The organism is Pseudomonas sp. AO-1 (assembly GCF_019775695.1).
Classification (GTDB): domain Bacteria; phylum Pseudomonadota; class Gammaproteobacteria; order Pseudomonadales; family Pseudomonadaceae; genus Aquipseudomonas; species Aquipseudomonas parakoreensis.
The window spans coordinates 2366476-2384371 of sequence record NZ_CP079947.1; the positions used below are offsets into that span (position 1 = coordinate 2366476).

A 17896-nucleotide genomic window follows, 5' to 3' on the forward strand; every position below is an offset into this window, starting at 1 on the left:
AAGGCAATACGCCTGAGGAGAGAGCGATGAACACGTTGAAGTGGGTTCGTGGCGTTAATGGCACCTTGGGCTGGATTGCACCAAAGCGGGTAGCGAGCAAAATGCGCGCAGCGTTCATGACGCCGCGCACGTTGCCGCTGCGCGATTGGGAGCTGCCGCTGCTGGCGAGTTCCGAACGCATCACTTTGCGCTTTGGCCTGTCGGCGCTACGCTGGGGCCAAGGCCCGGCGGTGCTGCTGATGCACGGCTGGGAAGGGCGGCCCACGCAGTTTGCGGCGTTGATCACAGCGCTGGTCGAGGCCGGCTATACCGTCGTTGCCCTTGATGGTCCGGCCCATGGTCGTTCGCCGGGGCGTGAAGCCAACGTCGTACTGTTCGCCCGCGCCATGCTCGAAGCGGCCGCCGAACTGCCACCGCTGCAAGCCGTCATCGGTCACTCCATGGGCGGCGCCAGTGCCATGCTCGCGGTGCAACTGGGGCTGCGTACCGAAACCCTGGTCAGCATCGCGGCGCCAGCACGGATCCTTGGAGTGTTGCGTGGTTTCGCCCGCTACGTCGGCATGCCGCCGCGGGCACGATCCGCCTTCATCCGTCAGGTCGAGCAGGACGTCGGCATGCGCGCCGCCACCCTCGATGTCGCGCACTATCAACTGGATATGCCGGGCCTGATCGTGCATGCCGAGGACGACAATTTCGTCTCGGTCAAAGAATCGCAATTGATCCACGAGTCCTGGTTCGACAGTCGCCTGCTGCGCCTGGAAAGCGGCGGTCACCAGCGCGTGCTGGCCGACCCTCGAGTGGTTGATGGCGTGTTATCACTGCTGGCAGGGCGCAGTCTTCAGACGCGGCAATCGGCCTGACATCCGTTACACTGCCCCGGTTGAATAATCTGACCGGGAGTGGGGCATGGGCTGGGATCGGGCAACGCCGTTCACCATTGATCTGCAAGTAGGCGCCGAGGACATCGACGGGCTGGGCCACGCAAACAACGCGGTGTACGTGACCTGGCTTGAACGCTGCGCCTGGCGCCACTCGCAGCGTCTGGGGCTGGATCTGGTCGAGTACCGGCGCCTGGATCGGGCGATGGCCGTGGTGCGGCACGAAATCGATTACCTGGCGGCGGCCTACGAAGGCGACGAACTGCAACTGGCAACCTGGATCGTCGATTGGGATCAGCGCCTGAAAATGACCCGGCACTTCCAGTTGATCCGCCCCAGCGACAACGCCACCCTGTTGCGCGCCCAGACCACCTTCGTCTGCATTGAACTGTCCACCGGCAAACCCAAGCGCATGCCGGCGGAGTTCATCGAAGGTTACGGCCCGGCGATCCAGTCCCCAGCCTGACCCAATCCCTGTAGGAGTTGCCGCAGGCTGCAATCTTTTGATTGTGATCTTTAAAAATCAAAGTCAAAAGATCGCAGCCTGCGGCAGCTCCTACGGGTGGTCGTGGGTTTAACCGGCTTAATCCAGTAAACTGCCGCACGTTTTTTCTTCCTGAGTAGTGTTTTTCCCATGCAAATTGCCCTGGCGCCCATGGAAGGGTTGGTCGACGACATCCTGCGCGACGTGCTGACCCGCGTTGGCGGCATCGACTGGTGCGTGACCGAATTCATTCGGGTCAACGATCAGTTGCTCACCCCGGCCTATTTCCACAAGTTCGGCCCGGAGCTGCTCAACGGCGCCCGCACCCGTTCCGGCGTGCCGCTGCGCGTGCAATTGTTGGGTTCCGATCCGGTGTGCCTGGCGGAAAATGCGGCGCTGGCCTGCGAACTCGGCTCGCAAGTGATCGACCTGAACTTCGGCTGTCCGGCCAAGACCGTCAACAAGTCCCGGGGCGGGGCGGTGCTGCTCAAGGAGCCGGAGCTGCTGAACAGCATCGTCGAGCACGTGCGTCGCGCCGTGCCGGCACACATCCCGGTCACCGCGAAGATGCGCCTGGGTTTCGACAGCCCGGATGGCTCGCTGGTCTGCGCCACGGCGCTGGCCGAGGGCGGCGCCGAACACATCGTGGTTCACGCTCGCACCAAGGTCGATGGCTACAAGCCGCCGGCGCATTGGGAGTGGATTCCGCGGGTGCAGGACGTGGTCAAGGTGCCGGTGTTCGCCAACGGTGATATCTGGAGTGTCGAGGACTGGCGCCGCTGCCGCGAGATCAGCGGCGTCGAAGACATCATGCTCGGACGCGGTCTGGTATCGCGCCCGGATCTGGCCAAGCAGATCGCCGCCGCGCGCGCTGGTGAAGACGTGGTCGAGATGAGCTGGGCTGAGCTGCTGCCGCTGATTCAGGACTTCTGGCTGCAAGCCAAGGCGCAGATGACCGCACGTCAATCGCCGGGTCGCTTGAAGCAATGGCTGGCGATGCTGACGCGCAATTATCCCGAAGCCACCGAGCTGTTTACCGTGCTGCGTCGCGAGACGGAGCCGGATCAGGTCTCGCGTTTACTGGGTTTGCCGGTCGCCGAAGCGGCCTGAAAAAAATCTGCAAATACTCTCTTGAAATCATTTTGGCGGTCCCTATCTAAGGGTTACGCGATGCCGAATTCGGGTCGCGGAGACACAAAAACTTGCTGATTGTTTTCAGGAGATTTGAACCATGAGTACTGCATTTTCCCTGGCACCACTGTTCCGTTCCTCGGTGGGTTTCGACCGTTTCAACGACCTGTTCGAAACCGCGCTACGCAACGAGCCAGGCAGCACCTACCCACCCTACAACGTGGAAAAACACGGTGACGATCAATACCGCATCGTCGTGGCGGCAGCCGGTTTCCAGGAAGAAGACCTGGAACTGCAAGTCGAGAAGGGTGTGCTGACCATCAGTGGCGGCAAGCGTGATGCCAACGAAGGCGTGACCTTCCTGCATCAAGGCATTGCCCAGCGGGCTTTCAAGCTGTCCTTCCGCCTGGCCGATCACATCGAGATCAAGGCCGCCGATCTGAGCAACGGTCTGCTGAGCATCGACTTGTTGCGGGTGATCCCGGAAGAAGCGAAAGCCAAGCGTATCCCGATCAACGGAGCGCAAAAGCCGGTTCTGCAATAAGGCCGAGCACAAAAAAAGGGCGCCATTGGCGCCCTTTTTTTGTGCTCGTCATTCGAGCATTGTCTTCAATTCTTCCAACGCCACCGGCCGACTGTGCAGATAGCCCTGATACAAATGGCAGCCCAGCCCTTGCAGGAACGCCAGTTGCTCCGGCGTCTCCACGCCTTCGGCAATCACCTCCAGTTCCAGGCTGCGGGCCATGGCGACGATGGCGCGGATAATCTCGGCGTCGTTGGGGTCGGTGGTTGCGTCGCGGATGAACGACTGGTCGATTTTCAGAGTATCGACCGGCAGGCGCTTGAGGTAAGTCAGCGATGAATAGCCGGTGCCGAAATCGTCCATGGCGAAGCTCACGCCGAGTTTTTTCAGGCGACGCATTTTGCTGATGGTGTCTTCCAGGTTCTGGATGACGATGCCTTCGGTGATCTCCAGTTTCAGCAGCGAGCAGGGCAGGCCGTGGCTGCTCATGCTGTGTTCGATGCGTTCGACGAAGTCGTTCTGGCGGAACTGCCGTGGGCTGATGTTTACGCACAGGCTGAAGTTGAGCGGGTCGACCAGTTTCAGCGCGATCAATTGTTTGAACGCCTCACAGGCCTCATCGAGGATCCAGGTACCGACCTCCAGAATCAGCCCGCTGTCTTCCAGCACCTTGATGAATTCAGTGGGCGATTGCGCGCCGAGTTCCGGGTGATTCCAGCGCACCAGCGCCTCGGCGCCAATGATGCGGTTGTCCCGCGCATCGACCTGCGGCTGGTAGTGCACGTTGAATTCACCGCGCGACAACGCCAGACGTAAGTCAGTCTCCATGCGCAGCCGTTCGCTGGCCGCTTTCTGCATGGTGTTGTGGTACATCTGCGTGGTGTTGCGCCCGGAGTCCTTGGCCCGGTACAGGGCAATGTCGGCGCGCTTGAGCAGGTCGGTCGGGGTCGAGCCGTGGTCGGGAATCAGCGCCACGCCGATACTCGGTGTCACTTGCAGGCGCTGGCCGTCGAGGAACATCGGCTCCGAGAGCAGCTCGCGAATGGTGTCGGCGAGTTCCCGCACTTGCGCGCTGACCTCGTTGCGCGTGCCTTCGAGGCCGCTGAGCAGTACCACGAATTCATCGCCGCCGAGACGCGCCACCGTGTCCTCCATGCGCACGCTGGCTTCAAGCCGCGCGGTGATGATTTTCAGCACCGTATCGCCGACTGGATGACCCAGCGAGTCGTTGATGTGCTTGAAGTGATCGAGGTCGAGGAACAGCAGCGCACCGCGCAGGTTGTGGCGCTTGAGCAGGGCGATCTGCTGGCTCAGGCGATCCATCAGCAAGGCGCGGTTGGGCAGATTGGTCAGCGGATCGTGATAGGCCAGATGGCGGATCTGCGCTTCGGCGTTTTTCAGCAGGCTGACATCTCGCGCCGTCAGCAGCAGGCACGCCGTTTCGTTGAGGGTGATCGGTTCGATCGACACTTCAACGGTCAGCAACTCACCGCGCTTGTTGCGCCCGAGCATCTCCTGATGATGAACGCGGCCCTTGATCTGCAGTTCGGCAAGCAGCGCCGAGCGTTGTTTCTCTTCGGCCCAGATGCCGATCTGATACACGGTCTTGCCCACCACCTCGTCGGCGCGATAGCCGGTCAGGCGGCAAAAACCGTCGTTGACCTCCAGATAGCGCCCGGTGTCGCGCTCGGTGATGGTGATCGCGTCGGGGCTGGAGTGGAACGCCTTGGCGAATTTCTCTTCGCTGGCCTTGAGTGCGGCCTCGGAGCGCTGTTGTTGGGTGATGTCGCGCAGGGTGGTGACGATGCACGGCTGATTGCCGACGCTGATCTGCCGACTGGAAATCACACACGTCAGCGACTGGCCGTCCTTGTGCTGGACGATGATTGCGACATTGCTCAGGCCCTGTTCGCGGATGACGCGTTCGATGCGTTGCAGGCTCTTTGCCGAGGCGTCCCACAAGCCGATGTCCTCGGCGGTGCGCCCGATCACGTCGGCGGCGCTCCAGCCGAAGGTCTGGGTGAAGCTGTTGTTGATTTCGATGAACTCGCCGCTGTCCTGACGGGTGACGCAAATCGGGTCCGGACTGACCTGAAACAGCGTGGCGAATTTCTCTTCCGAGGCCACCAAGCGTTGCTCGCGCTCGACCTGATCGGTGATGTCCAGCAAGGTCCCGGCCATGCGCAGCGGCGCGCCGTTCTCGTCGCGGTAGAGGCGGGCGCGGCTTTCCAGATAACGTGAGCTGCCGTCGGGCAGTTGCACGCGATAAGTCAGCTGATAGTTGCCGGCCGGGCCCTCGCGCAGGCTGCGGTAGGCGTCGCGCATGCTGTCGCGCTCCTCACCGGGCACGCCTTCGAAAAACTCTTCGAATGACTCGTGAAACGGGATCGGTTCCAGCCCGTGCAACTGCGCGGCCCGCGCCGAGCCGTAGAGCATGCCGCTGGGAATGTGCCAATCCCAAGTGCCGAGTTGCGCCGAGTCCAGCGCCAGATCAAGGCGTTCCTGACTGTCTTTCAAGGCGTGTTCGGCGGCTTTGCGCTCGGTGGTGTCGAGGAACGTGCTGAGCAGATACGGCTGGCCTTCGAGCTCGACCTTCTGCGCGCTGAGAATGCCGTCATGAATCTGCCCGTTGCTGGCGCGAAACTGCACTTCCATGCTGACCAGTTCGCCTTTGGCCTTGGTCTTTTTCACCAGTTCGGCACGTTGTTCGGGGTGTACCCACAGGCCCAGCTCCAGGGTGGTGCGGCCAATGGCGCTCTGCACCGGCCAACCGAACAGGCTTTCGAAATACTGGTTGGCCTCGCTGATCAGGCCGTCTTCCTGGCGCGTCAGCAACACCATGTTCGGGCACAGATGAAAGAGTGTGGCGAAACGTTTCTCCGAGCTGCTGAGGGCCTGTTCGCGTTGACGCTGGTGGGTGATTTCGCGAATCACCCCGATCATTCGGGGACGGCCGTTTTTGTCCGGCAGCAGGCTGCCGCTGATTTCCAGCCAGTGCAGGCTGCCGTCGGGCCAGCGGATACGGTGGTGCATCGCCTGTTCCAGCGGCGCGCCGGCAATCACCGCGTGGAAGGCGCGCACGGTTTTCGCCCGGTCTTCGGGTGGCAGCAGGTCGAGGTATTCGAGGTCCTGGGGCAGCGGTTGCCGTGGATCGAAGCCGAACAGCGCCTGAGTGCCCCGTGACCAGCTGATCTGCCCGCGCTCGATGTCCCAATACCAGGCGCCGAGCCGGGCGCCGTTGAGTGCGGCGAGCAATTGCGGCGCACTCTCCCAGCTCTGCTCGGAACGTCGCGGATCAATGGCCTGAATACGCGGCATCGGCGGAATTCGGTCAACAGATTTCGGCATTGTTAACGGGCCTTGAGCTGATGGTGGCGTTAGGCACAGGGACAGCGGCTCTATAGGAGTAGCACAAGTTAGCCGGGAGTCCCTGGCAGATCGATTTGCGCATCCAGCAAGGCCATGAAAGCCCTTGCCGCATTCGACAGCGTCCGTTCGGTGTGCACGATATAGCCTAGCTGGCGACTGAGCTGTATGCCCGGCAAAGGTATGCGCGCCACCTGTTCGTCAAGCATTGTGCGGGGCAGAACACTCCAGGCCAGACCAATGGACACCATCATCTTGATGGTTTCCAGGTAGTTGGTGCTCATGGCGATGTTCGGCGTCAGCCCTTGGGCTTCGAACAAGCGTTGGACAATGTGATGAGTAAAGGTGTTGCCGCCGGGAAAAACCGCCGGATGACCGGCAACGTCCGCCAGGCTCACGGCGCCGTTGCTGATCAGCGAATGCTCCGGCGCTACCACGAAATCCAGCGGGTCGTCCCACACCGGCGTGGCTTTGACCAGCGTGTGCGGCTCCGGGGCCAGAGTGATTACCGCCAGCTCGGCGCGGCCGTGGAGAATTTCCTCGTAGGCCACTTCCGAATCGAGGAACTGAATATCCAGCGCCACTTGTGGGTAACGGCGGGTGAACTCCCTCAAGAGTGGCGGCAAACGGTGCAGGCCGATGTGGTGACTGGTGGCCAGGGTCAGGCGGCCGCTGACTTCACCGGTCAGGTTGGTCAGGGCGCGACGGGTGTCGTCCAGCACGTTGAGAATCTGGTAGGCCCGGGGCAGCAGAGCGCGGCCGGCTTCGGTCAGGCCGACTTCACGACCCAGGCGGTCGAACAGTCGCACGTTCAATTGTTGCTCCAGCCCGGCAATGCGTTTGCTGATCGCCGGTTGAGTCAGATGCAGGCGCTCCCCGGCGCCGGAGAAGCTGCCGGTCTCGGCGATGGCGATAAACGCATTGAGGTTGGCCAGATCCATGGTTCGTATTCCAGTTAGTTATCCAAAGCATAAAAAATATGAATTTGAGTTATTTAATGTAACCCCATAGGATCGGCCTCACAAGCCAAAGGGTTATTGATAAGCCCAGGGCATAGAAACAAGCTGATGAGGAACCGTCTGATGGCCGGCAAAACGCTCTACGACAAGCTCTGGGATTCGCATTTGGTCAAGCAGCGCGACGATGGCTCGGCGCTGATCTATATCGACCGTCACATCATCCATGAAGTGACCTCGCCGCAAGCCTTCGAAGGCCTGCGTCTGGCCGGGCGCAAGCCGTGGCGCATCGATGCCAACATCGCGACCCCGGACCACAACGTACCGACCACTCCGGAGCGCAAGGGCGGCATCACGGCCATTGCCGACCAGGTCTCGCGTTTGCAGGTTCAGACCCTCGATGACAACTGTGATGAGTACGGCATCGTCGAGTTCAAGATGAACGACATCCGTCAGGGCATCGTCCACGTGATCAGCCCGGAGCAGGGCGCAACCTTGCCGGGCATGACCGTGGTCTGCGGCGACTCGCACACCTCGACCCACGGCGCGTTCGGTGCCTTGGCGCACGGGATCGGCACTTCCGAGGTCGAGCACGTGCTCGCCACCCAGTGCCTGGTCGCGAAGAAAATGAAGAACATGCTGGTGCGCGTCGAAGGTCAGTTGCCATTCGGTGTGACCGCCAAGGACATCGTCCTCGCGGTGATCGGCAAGATCGGCACCGCCGGCGGTAACGGCCATGCCATCGAATTCGCCGGCAGCGCGATCCGCGACCTGTCCGTCGAAGGCCGCATGACCATCTGCAACATGTCCATCGAAGCCGGCGCCCGCGTGGGTCTGGTGGCAGCGGATGAAAAGACCGTCGAGTACGTCAAGGGCCGTCCGTTCGCGCCGAAAGGTGCGCAGTGGGATCAGGCGGTTGAAGCCTGGAAAGACCTGGTCTCCGACGCCGATGCCACGTTCGACACCGTGGTTGAGTTGGACGCTGCGCAGATCAAGCCCCAAGTCAGCTGGGGCACTTCCCCGGAAATGGTGCTGGCCGTTGATCAGAACGTGCCGGATCCGGCCAAAGAGATGGATCTGGTCAAGCGCGATTCGATCGTCCGCGCCTTGAAATACATGGGTTTGACCGCCAATCAGGCGATCACCGACATTCAGCTGGATCGCGTGTTCATCGGCTCCTGCACCAACTCGCGCATCGAAGACTTGCGCGCTGCGGCCGTGATCGCCAAGGGGCGCAAAGTCGCTTCGACGATCAAGCAGGCAATCGTCGTACCGGGCTCGGGTCTGGTGAAGGCGCAGGCGGAAGCCGAAGGTCTCGACAAGATCTTCCTCGAAGCCGGTTTCGAATGGCGTGAGCCGGGTTGCTCGATGTGCCTGGCGATGAACCCGGACCGTTTGGAATCCGGCGAGCATTGCGCCTCGACCTCCAACCGTAACTTCGAAGGCCGTCAGGGCGCCGGTGGTCGTACCCACCTCGTGAGCCCGGCCATGGCCGCTGCGGCGGCGGTGAACGGTCGTTTCATCGATGTTCGTGAATTGATCTAAGGAGCGCAGCATGAAAGCTTTTACCCAGCACACTGGTCTTGTCGCGCCTCTGGATCGTGCCAACGTCGACACCGACCAGATCATTCCCAAGCAGTTCTTGAAATCGATCAAGCGCACCGGTTTCGGCCCGAACCTGTTCGATGAGTGGCGTTACCTGGATGTCGGCCAGCCGTATCAGGACAACTCCAAGCGCCCGTTGAACAAGGAGTTCGTGCTCAACGCCGAGCGTTATCAAGGCGCCAGTGTGTTGCTGGCCCGTGAGAACTTCGGTTGCGGCTCCAGCCGTGAACACGCGCCGTGGGCCCTGGAAGAATACGGTTTCCGCAGCATCATCGCGCCGAGCTACGCCGACATCTTCTTTAACAACAGCTTCAAGAACGGCTTGCTGCCGATCATTCTGAGCGACGCTGAAGTTGATGAACTGTTCAAGCAGGTCGAGGCCGAGCCGGGCTATCAATTGCAGATCGATCTGCACGAGCAGACCGTGACCAGCCCGAACGGCAAGGTGTACCGCTTCGAGATCGACGCGTTCCGCAAGCATTGCTTGTTGAATGGGCTGGATGATATCGGCCTGACCTTGCAGGACGGTGATGCGATTGCCGCGTTCGAGGCCAAGCATCGTGTGAGCCAGCCGTGGTTGTTCCGCGACGCGTGAGATTGATGTAGTCAGGGCTGGCCCCATCGCTGGCAAGCCAGCTCCCACAGGTTTTGTGAACGCTGCAAATCAATGTGGGAGCTGGCTTGCCAGCGATGAGGCCGGAACAGGCATCCCAAGATCAAAAGGAAGTCTCTATGACCAGCACTGCCCAACACACTCAGGTCGTACAAAAGCAGTTCGGTGAACAGGCCGCCGCCTACCTGAGCAGCGCTGTTCACGCTCAAGGCACCGAATTCGCGCTGCTACAGGCTGAACTGGCCGGGCAGGGCGACGCCCGGGTGCTGGACTTGGGTTGTGGCGCCGGTCATGTGAGTTTTCATGTGGCGCCGCTGGTCAAGGAAGTGGTGGCCTACGACCTGTCGCAGCAAATGCTCGATGTGGTCGCCGCCGCGGCGGTTGATCGCGGTTTTGCCAACATCTCCACGGTCACCGGCGCCGCCGAGCGTCTGCCGTTTGCCGATGGCGAATTCGATTTCGTGTTCAGCCGTTATTCGGCGCACCATTGGAGCGACCTCGGCGTGGCCCTGCGCGAAGTGCGTCGGGTGCTGAAACCCGGTGGTGTGGCGGCGTTCGTTGACGTGTTGTCACCGGGCAGCCCGTTGTTCGACACCTATTTGCAGAGCGTTGAAGTGCTGCGCGACACCAGCCATGTGCGCGATTATTCTGCCGGCGAGTGGCTGCGTCAGGTCAGCGAGGCCGGGCTGCATACCCGCAGCACCACGCGTCAGCGTCTGCGTCTGGAGTACAGCAGCTGGGTCGAGCGCATGCGCACGCCCGAGGTGATGCGCGCGGCGATTCGCCAGTTGCAGCAGTCGATGGGCAACGAAGTGCGCGAATATTTTGAGATTGATGCCGACGGCTCGTTCAGTACAGATGTAATCGTATTGATGGCTGAGCGATAAGAATTTTTCCGGGCGCGCCCTGAGTGGCGCACCGACTGATGACATGAGGAAAGCATGAGCAAGCAGATTCTGATTCTCCCAGGTGACGGTATTGGTCCGGAAATCATGGCCGAAGCGGTCAAGGTGCTGGAGCTGGCCAACGACAAGTACAGCCTGGGCTTCGAGCTGAGCCATGACGTGATCGGTGGTGCCGCCATCGACAAGCACGGCGTGCCGCTGGCCGACGAAACACTCGACCGTGCCCGTGCCGCCGACGCCGTCCTGCTGGGCGCCGTGGGCGGTCCGAAATGGGACGCCATCGAGCGCGACATCCGCCCTGAGCGCGGCCTGCTGAAGATTCGTGCGCAACTGGGCCTGTTCGGCAACCTGCGTCCGGCGATCCTCTACCCGCAACTGGCCGACGCTTCGAGCCTGAAGCCGGAAATCGTGGCTGGTCTGGACATCCTGATCGTGCGTGAGCTGACCGGTGGCATCTACTTCGGCGCGCCACGTGGCACCCGTACTCTGGACAACGGCGAGCGTCAGTCCTACGACACCCTGCCGTACAGCGAAAGCGAGATCCGCCGCATCGCCCGCGTCGGTTTCGACATGGCCATGGTTCGCGGCAAGAAGCTGTGCTCGGTGGACAAGGCCAACGTGCTGGCGTCCAGCCAACTGTGGCGTGAAGTGGTCGAACAAGTGGCCAAGGATTACCCTGAAGTCGAACTCAGCCACATGTACGTCGACAACGCCGCCATGCAACTGGTGCGCGCACCGAAGCAGTTCGACGTGATCGTCACCGACAACATGTTCGGCGACATCCTGTCCGACGAAGCCTCGATGCTCACCGGTTCCATCGGCATGCTGCCGTCGGCTTCGCTGGATTCGAACAACAAGGGCATGTACGAGCCTTGCCACGGTTCGGCGCCGGACATCGCCGGTAAAGGCATTGCCAACCCGTTGGCGACCATTCTGTCGGTGTCGATGATGCTGCGTTACAGCTTCAATCTGCACGACGCGGCCGATGCCATCGAGAAAGCCGTCAGCGTGGTGCTGGATCAAGGCTTGCGTACCGGTGACATCTATTCAGCCGGTTGTACCAAAGTCGGAACGCAGGAAATGGGTGACGCAGTAGTCGCCGCGCTGCGGAATCTGTAATCTCTCGGGCCCGCTGCGAAATTCAATACAAAGCAGCGGCCCACTTTTCAAGAAGGTGTAGTTGCGATGAAACGTGTAGGTCTGATCGGTTGGCGCGGCATGGTCGGTTCCGTGCTCATGCAGCGGATGCTGGAAGAGCAGGATTTCGATCTTATCGAGCCGGTGTTTTTCACCACTTCCAATGTCGGTGGCCAAGGCCCGTCCGTGGGCAAGGACATTGCTCCGCTCAAGGACGCTTACAGCATTGAAGAGCTGAAAACCCTCGACGTGATCCTGACCTGCCAGGGCGGCGACTACACCAGCGAAGTGTTCCCGAAGCTGCGCGAAGCCGGCTGGCAGGGTTACTGGATCGACGCGGCTTCCAGCCTGCGCATGAACGATGACGCTGTCATCATTCTCGACCCGGTCAATCGCAAGGTCATCGACCAGCAACTGGACGCGGGCACCAAGAACTACATCGGCGGCAACTGCACCGTCAGCCTGATGCTGATGGGCCTGGGCGGTCTGTTCGAGGCCGGTCTGGTCGAGTGGATGAGCGCCATGACTTATCAGGCGGCCTCCGGTGCCGGCGCGCAGAACATGCGTGAACTGATCAAGCAGATGGGCGCGACCCACGCTGCGGTGGCCGATCAACTGGCCGATCCGGCCAGCGCGATCCTCGACATCGACCGTCGTGTGGCCGAAGCCATGCGCAGCGACGCGTACCCGACCGAGAACTTCGGCGTACCGCTGGCCGGCAGTCTGATCCCGTGGATCGACAAGGAACTGCCGAACGGCCAGAGCCGTGAAGAGTGGAAGGCCCAGGCCGAGACCAACAAGATCCTCGGCCGCTTCAAGAGCCCGATCCCGGTCGACGGTATCTGCGTGCGCATCGGCGCCATGCGTTGCCACAGCCAGGCACTGACCATCAAGCTGAACAAAGACGTGCCGATCGCCGACATCGAAGGGCTGATCAGCCAGCACAACCCTTGGGTCAAACTGGTGCCGAACAACCGCGACATCAGCATGCAGGAGCTGAGTCCGACCAAGGTCACCGGCACCCTGAACGTCCCGGTGGGTCGCCTGCGCAAGCTGAACATGGGTTCGCAATTCGTCGGTGCCTTCACCGTCGGCGACCAACTGCTGTGGGGCGCGGCCGAACCGCTGCGTCGCATGCTGCGGATCCTGCTGGAGCGTTGATAGCTTGATGCAATGAAAGAACCCGTGCCTTGTGAGAGGTGCGGGTTTTTTTATGGCATTTTAAAAGATCGCAGCCTTCGGCAGCTCCTACAGAATCGGGTTCACACGCAACTCATGTAGGAGCTGCCGAAGGCTGCGATCTTTTGCTCTAAATTGCCGAACCGCCAGTCACCCGGTAAAGTGCCGCTCCCCCCGTTTCGCCAGAGGTAGAACCATGACCCAGACCCTTGATATTGCCGTCGTCGGCGCCACCGGTACTGTCGGCGAAACCCTCGTACAGATTCTCGAAGAACGCGACTTCCCGGTCGGCAACCTGCATCTGCTGGCCAGCAGCGAATCCGCCGGCAGCTCGGTGCTGTTTCGCAACAAGAACGTGCGCGTGCGTGAAGTCGACGAGTTCGATTTCAGCAAGGTCAAACTGGTGTTCTTCGCCGCTGGCGCTGCGGTTTCCCTGAGCTATGCGGCGCGGGCCCACGCGGCCGGTTGCTCGCTGATCGATCTGTCCGGCGCATTGCCGGCCGAGCAGGCGCCGCAAGTGGTGCCGGAAGCCAACGCCGAGGTCATCGCCGGTATGACCGCGCCGTTCCAAATCAGCAGCCCAAGCCCGTCGGCGACGACGCTGGCCGTGGTGCTGGCACCGCTGCTCGACTTGCTCGACCTGCAATACGTCAACGTCACCGCCAATCTGGCCGTGTCCGCCCAGGGTCGCGAGGCCGTGACCGAGCTGGCGCGGCAGACCGCCGAGTTGCTGAACATGCGTCCGCTGGAGCCGACCTTCTTCGATCGGCAGATGGCCTTCAACCTGCTGGCCCAGGTCGGCACGCCGGACGCTCAAGGCCACACGCTGCTGGAAAAACGCCTGGTGCGCGAGCTGCGTCAGGTGTTGGCGCAGCCTTTATTAAAGATTTCCGCTACTTGCGTTCAAGCCCCGGTGTTTTTTGGCGATAGCTATAGCGTGACCTTGCAGTCAGCGAGCGCGGTCGACCTGGAAAAGGTCAACGCCGCACTTGAAGACGCACCCGGCATCGAGCTGGTTGAGGCCGGCGATTATCCGACGGCGGTGGGTGACGCGGTGGGGCAGGACGTTGTCTATGTTGGCCGTGTGCGCGCCGGTGTCGACGACCCGGCGGAACTTAATCTGTGGCTGACGTCAGATAACGTACGCAAAGGCGCCGCCCTCAACGCTGTGCAGGTTGCTGAATTGTTGATAAAAGACCTGCTGTAAAAGATACTTGGCAACAATTTGTCGACTGATTCTAGGTGAGCGCTATGCTTGCCCGGAGCACTTGATAACGTGTCACCCTCCGGGACTTTCCGGGGCATCAAAGAAATGATCGCGCGCGGCATGTGTCGTCGTCGCGCGCAATGCCTTACGGCAGCGGCAATCAACATCTTCTCGCTGGCCGAGGAACGTTCAAACAAAGGATGAGGCTATGGTTCAAGTTCGCAAACTGGTGTTAGCAATAGCGGCCGCCTCGGCGCTGTCCTCCGGTATGGCGCATGCCCTCGGGCTCGGGGAGCTGACCCTGAAGTCGACCCTGAACCAGCCGCTGGTGGCCGAGATCGAGTTGCTCGACGTCAAGGATCTCACCGCTGCCGAAGTGGTGCCGAGCCTGGCTTCACCCGAAGATTTCGCCAAGGCCGGTGTTGATCGCCAGGCCTTCCTCAACGACCTGACGTTCACCCCGGTGCTCAACGCCAGCGGCAAGAGCGTGCTGCGCGTGACCTCGAGCAAGCCGCTGTCGGAACCGATGGTGAAATTCCTCGTGCAGGTGATGTGGCCGAATGGCCGTCTGCTGCGCGATTACAGTGTGCTGCTGGATCCGTCGAAATTCTCGCCACAGACCGCTGACGCCGCCGCGCAACCGGCGCCGTCGCAGACCATCACCGCACCGACCACCGGCGCCACGCACCCGAATCAGTACACCACCACGCCGCGCGATACCCTGTGGGAGATCGCCGCGAAGGCGCGCACCGGCGGCTCCGTGCAGCAAACCATGCTGGCGATTCAGGCACTCAATCCGGATGCGTTCATCGACGGCAACATCAACCGGCTGAAAACCGGTCAAGTGTTGCGTCTGCCAGACTCGGTGGAAAGCACCGCGCTGCCACAATCGAAAGCGATTGCCGAAGTTGCCGCGCAGAACGAAGCCTGGCGTCAGGGTCGTCGCTATGTGGCCAAGCCGGGTACCGGCCAGCAGCAGCTCGATGCCACCAAGCGTGGTCGCAGCAATGTCGGCGCCGGCCAGAATGCCAAGGACAACCTGAGTCTGGTCTCTGCCGAAAACGCCAAAGGGCGTGGCAAAGGCCCGGCCGGCGATGCCAAGGCGTTGAGCAACAAGCTGGCGGTGACTCAGGAAAGCCTCGACACGACCCGTCGTGACAACGAGGAACTGAAAAGCCGCATGGCTGATCTGCAAAGCCAGCTGGACAAGCTGCAACGCCTGATCGAGCTGAAAAACAATCAACTGGCGAAGATGCAGGCCGAGGGCCCGGGCACTGCGCCAGCCGCCACCGCTGCTGTACCGGCGATCACTGCCGAACTGGCCGCAACGCCGCCAGCGACGCCGGCGGAGGCCGCACCTACCCCGGAATCGGCGATTGCGCCACCGGTCGACACGCCTGCCGAGACGCCAGTGGTTGCGCCAAAACCGGTAGTCGATGAAGACAAAACCTTCAATGAACTGCTGACCAATCCGATCCTGCTGGGTCTGATCGGTGGCGGTGCGGTGGTGTTGCTGCTTCTGCTGTTGCTGCTGGCCCGTCGCCGCAAAGCCCAGCAGGAAGCCGAGAAACACCTGCGCATGGCCCGCGCTTTGGCTGAAGAGCAGGAGTTCTCTGCCGAGCAGGATCTGCCGGAAAGCAGCTTCGAAGGTCTGGAAACACCTGCCGCCAGCGTCAAGCTCAACACCCCGGCACCCGCACCAGCGCCAGTAGTGGCTCCGGTGGTGATGGCCGAGCCGATTGCCGCGCCATTGGTCGCGCCGGCCGCCGAGCGTTCCGATGACGTGCTGGACAAGGCTCAGTCGCATATCAATGCCGGTCGCCTGAATCAGGCTGCCGCGCTGCTGGAAGAGGGCGTCAGTCTTGAACCGCAGCGCAGCGACCTGCGCCTGAAACTGATGGAAGTCTATGGTCAGCAGGGTGACCGCGATGCGTTCGTCGGTCAGGAGCGCCAGCTGGTTGCCAATGGCGACAACTTCGCCAAGGTTGAAGAACTGAAAAAACGCTTCCCGGCCATGGCTGTAGTCGCGGTTGCGGGTCTGGCTGCAGCGGCCGCTGCCGCCGAACTCGATGCGCAATACGTCAAGGAGCTGCTGCTTGACGAGCCAGAGGCGCCTGCACCTGAGCCGGCGGCGGACGATCTGGACAGCGCGTTCGACCTGAGCCTGGACGACCTCGACAACATCACCCCGGTTGAGCCTGCGCCTGTCGTCGCACCTGAAGCACCAGTGGAGTTGGACGAGTTTCCGGCGGACGACGATCTGAGCTTTGAGTCGGTGCTGCAACAGCAGACCGAGATCAAAGAGAACCTCGACGACCTGTCGGACTTCGACCTCGATCTGGACCTCGGTGCCGAACCTGCGCCAGCCCCGATGGCTGACCTGGCGGACGATGACTTCCTGCTGGATCTGGACGAAGGCGTGAAAGACCTGTCGCCGGCCGAGCCTGTGGTCGCCAACGAAGTGCCACAGGACGATCTGGAGCTGCCCGCCGATTTCGATCTGTCGCTGGCCGACGAGATGGACACCAACCCGGCCGAACCGGATGCCTTCGCGGCAGAGCTGGATGACGTCAACGCCGAGCTGGATCGTCTGTCGCAGAGCATCGCCGAGCCGACTTTCACCGAAGCCGACGCGGCCATGGGTGATGAACTGGGCGAAGACGACTTCGACTTCCTCGCCGGCACCGACGAAGCCGCCACCAAACTCGATCTGGCCCAGGCCTACATCGACATGGGCGACAATGACGGCGCGCGCGACATCCTCAACGAGGTGTTGACCGAAGGTGACGAGAAGCAGCGGGGCGAGGCCAAGGAAATGCTTTCGCACCTGGCTTGAGTCAGCGGTAAATCAAAAACGGCAGCCCGATCAAGGCTGCCGTTTTTGTTTGCTTTTTAATATCAAAAGATCGCAGCCTTCGGCAGCTCCTACAGAGGAACGTAATCTCATGTAGGAGCTGCCGAAGGCTGCGATCTTTTGATCTTGAAACTGGCATCCCCGACCCACAGCCTTATAATGCCCGCCTTTGTACATCAGCAGGCTGTCCCACCTTGGCAAACATAGATAACCCGGTCGCCGAAATGGCACCCGAAGGCTTTTACCGTGTGGCACTGGGCGTCGAGTACAAAGGCTCGCGCTACAGCGGCTGGCAGCGTCAGTTGACCGGCGTGGCCACGGTGCAGGAAGAGCTCGAAAAAGCCTTGTCGAAAGTCGCCAATTCGCCGATTTCGCTGCAGTGCGCCGGGCGTACCGATGCCGGGGTGCATGCTTGCGGACAAGTGGTTCATTTCGACACGCCGGTCGATCGTTCGCTGAAAGCCTGGGTGATGGGCGCCAATATCAATCTGCCCCACGACATCAGTGTCAGCTGGGCGCGGGTGATGCCGGCGCATTTCCATGCGCGGTTCAAAGCCATCGCCCGCCGTTATCGCTATGTCATCTACAACGATCAGATTCGTCCGGCGCATCTCAACGAAGAGATCACCTGGAACCACCGCCCGCTCGACGTCGAGCGCATGGCGCAAGCTGCGCAATATCTGATTGGCACCCACGATTTCAGTGCGTTCCGTGCCGGCCAGTGCCAGGCCAAGTCGCCGATCAAGAAGATGCATCACCTGCGCGTGACCCGGCACGGCAAGATGATCGTGCTCGATATCCGTGCCAATGCGTTCCTGCACCACATGGTGCGCAACATCGCCGGTGTGCTGATGACCATCGGTGCCGGCGAGCGCCCGGTGGAGTGGATGAAGGAAGTGCTGGAGAGCCGGGAGCGGCGCTCCGGTGGCGTGACAGCGCATCCGTATGGGTTGTATCTGGTACAGGTCGAGTATCACGACGAGTTCCCGCTGCCCGAGCGTTTCATCGGGCCACATTTCCTTACGGGTTTCTCGGACCTTGACGGCTGACGCCTCCCG

Annotated in this window: 14 protein-coding genes; 12 read left to right on the forward strand and 2 right to left on the reverse strand. The window is 61.4% G+C overall.

What is annotated here, in order from left to right; all coding sequences use genetic code 11:
- Window positions 1-26: 26 nt before the first annotated feature.
- From KVQ82_RS11030 to KVQ82_RS11045, 4 genes are all read left to right on the forward strand, one after another.
- A complete protein-coding gene (locus tag KVQ82_RS11030; RefSeq protein WP_198758558.1) occupies window positions 27-860 on the forward strand; it encodes an alpha/beta fold hydrolase in 834 nt (277 codons plus the stop codon).
- Between the two features lie 46 nt (window positions 861-906).
- Window positions 907-1344: a thioesterase family protein gene (locus KVQ82_RS11035; protein ID WP_047293202.1), complete on the forward strand. Its 438-nt coding sequence runs from the start codon at window positions 907-909 to the stop codon at window positions 1342-1344.
- 168 nt (window positions 1345-1512) lie between these two features.
- Entirely contained in the window at window positions 1513-2472 is a 960-nt protein-coding gene (locus tag KVQ82_RS11040; RefSeq protein ID WP_222018857.1) for a tRNA-dihydrouridine synthase, read from the forward strand.
- Between the two features lie 121 nt (window positions 2473-2593).
- Window positions 2594-3037 carry an Hsp20 family protein gene (locus tag KVQ82_RS11045; protein ID WP_007969230.1) on the forward strand — a complete coding sequence of 148 codons (444 nt, stop codon included), beginning with the start codon at window positions 2594-2596 and terminating at the stop codon, window positions 3035-3037.
- Between the two features lie 48 nt (window positions 3038-3085).
- On the opposite strand, the gene KVQ82_RS11050 is transcribed toward KVQ82_RS11045, so the two are convergent.
- Both KVQ82_RS11050 and KVQ82_RS11055 read right to left on the reverse strand, forming a co-directional pair.
- On the reverse strand, window positions 3086-6364 hold the full coding sequence (locus KVQ82_RS11050) for a PAS domain S-box protein (protein WP_222018858.1): 3279 nt from the start codon (window positions 6362-6364) through the stop codon (window positions 3086-3088).
- Window positions 6365-6432: 68 nt separating this feature from the next.
- Window positions 6433-7323, reverse strand: a complete 891-nt coding sequence (locus tag KVQ82_RS11055; RefSeq protein WP_041066034.1) for a LysR family transcriptional regulator — start codon at window positions 7321-7323, stop codon at window positions 6433-6435.
- A 141-nt stretch (window positions 7324-7464) separates the two neighbouring features.
- Between KVQ82_RS11055 and leuC the strand changes: the two genes are divergently transcribed.
- The 8 genes from leuC (at window position 7465) to truA (ending at window position 17887) form a co-directional block, all read left to right on the forward strand.
- Window positions 7465-8883, forward strand: a complete 1419-nt coding sequence (gene leuC / locus KVQ82_RS11060) for a 3-isopropylmalate dehydratase large subunit (RefSeq protein WP_222018859.1) — start codon at window positions 7465-7467, stop codon at window positions 8881-8883.
- Window positions 8884-8893: 10 nt separating this feature from the next.
- On the forward strand, window positions 8894-9538 hold the full coding sequence (gene leuD, locus KVQ82_RS11065) for a 3-isopropylmalate dehydratase small subunit (protein ID WP_007969234.1): 645 nt from the start codon (window positions 8894-8896) through the stop codon (window positions 9536-9538).
- Between the two features lie 137 nt (window positions 9539-9675).
- On the forward strand, window positions 9676-10443 hold the full coding sequence (locus tag KVQ82_RS11070) for a class I SAM-dependent methyltransferase (protein WP_222018860.1): 768 nt from the start codon (window positions 9676-9678) through the stop codon (window positions 10441-10443).
- A 54-nt stretch (window positions 10444-10497) separates the two neighbouring features.
- The gene (gene leuB / locus KVQ82_RS11075) at window positions 10498-11580 is read left to right on the forward strand and encodes a 3-isopropylmalate dehydrogenase (RefSeq protein WP_047293218.1); all 1083 of its coding nucleotides are present in this window, start codon (window positions 10498-10500) and stop codon (window positions 11578-11580) included.
- A 66-nt stretch (window positions 11581-11646) separates the two neighbouring features.
- Window positions 11647-12759, forward strand: a complete 1113-nt coding sequence (asd, locus tag KVQ82_RS11080; RefSeq protein WP_003226428.1) for an aspartate-semialdehyde dehydrogenase — start codon at window positions 11647-11649, stop codon at window positions 12757-12759.
- A gap of 214 nt (window positions 12760-12973) precedes the next feature.
- Window positions 12974-13984 carry an aspartate-semialdehyde dehydrogenase gene (locus KVQ82_RS11085; RefSeq protein ID WP_222018861.1) on the forward strand — a complete coding sequence of 337 codons (1011 nt, stop codon included), beginning with the start codon at window positions 12974-12976 and terminating at the stop codon, window positions 13982-13984.
- Between the two features lie 208 nt (window positions 13985-14192).
- Window positions 14193-16820, forward strand: a complete 2628-nt coding sequence (locus tag KVQ82_RS11090; protein WP_222018862.1) for a FimV/HubP family polar landmark protein — start codon at window positions 14193-14195, stop codon at window positions 16818-16820.
- A gap of 242 nt (window positions 16821-17062) precedes the next feature.
- Window positions 17063-17887 carry a tRNA pseudouridine(38-40) synthase TruA gene (gene truA / locus KVQ82_RS11095; RefSeq protein ID WP_041066053.1) on the forward strand — a complete coding sequence of 275 codons (825 nt, stop codon included), beginning with the start codon at window positions 17063-17065 and terminating at the stop codon, window positions 17885-17887.
- Window positions 17888-17896 lie beyond the last annotated feature (9 nt).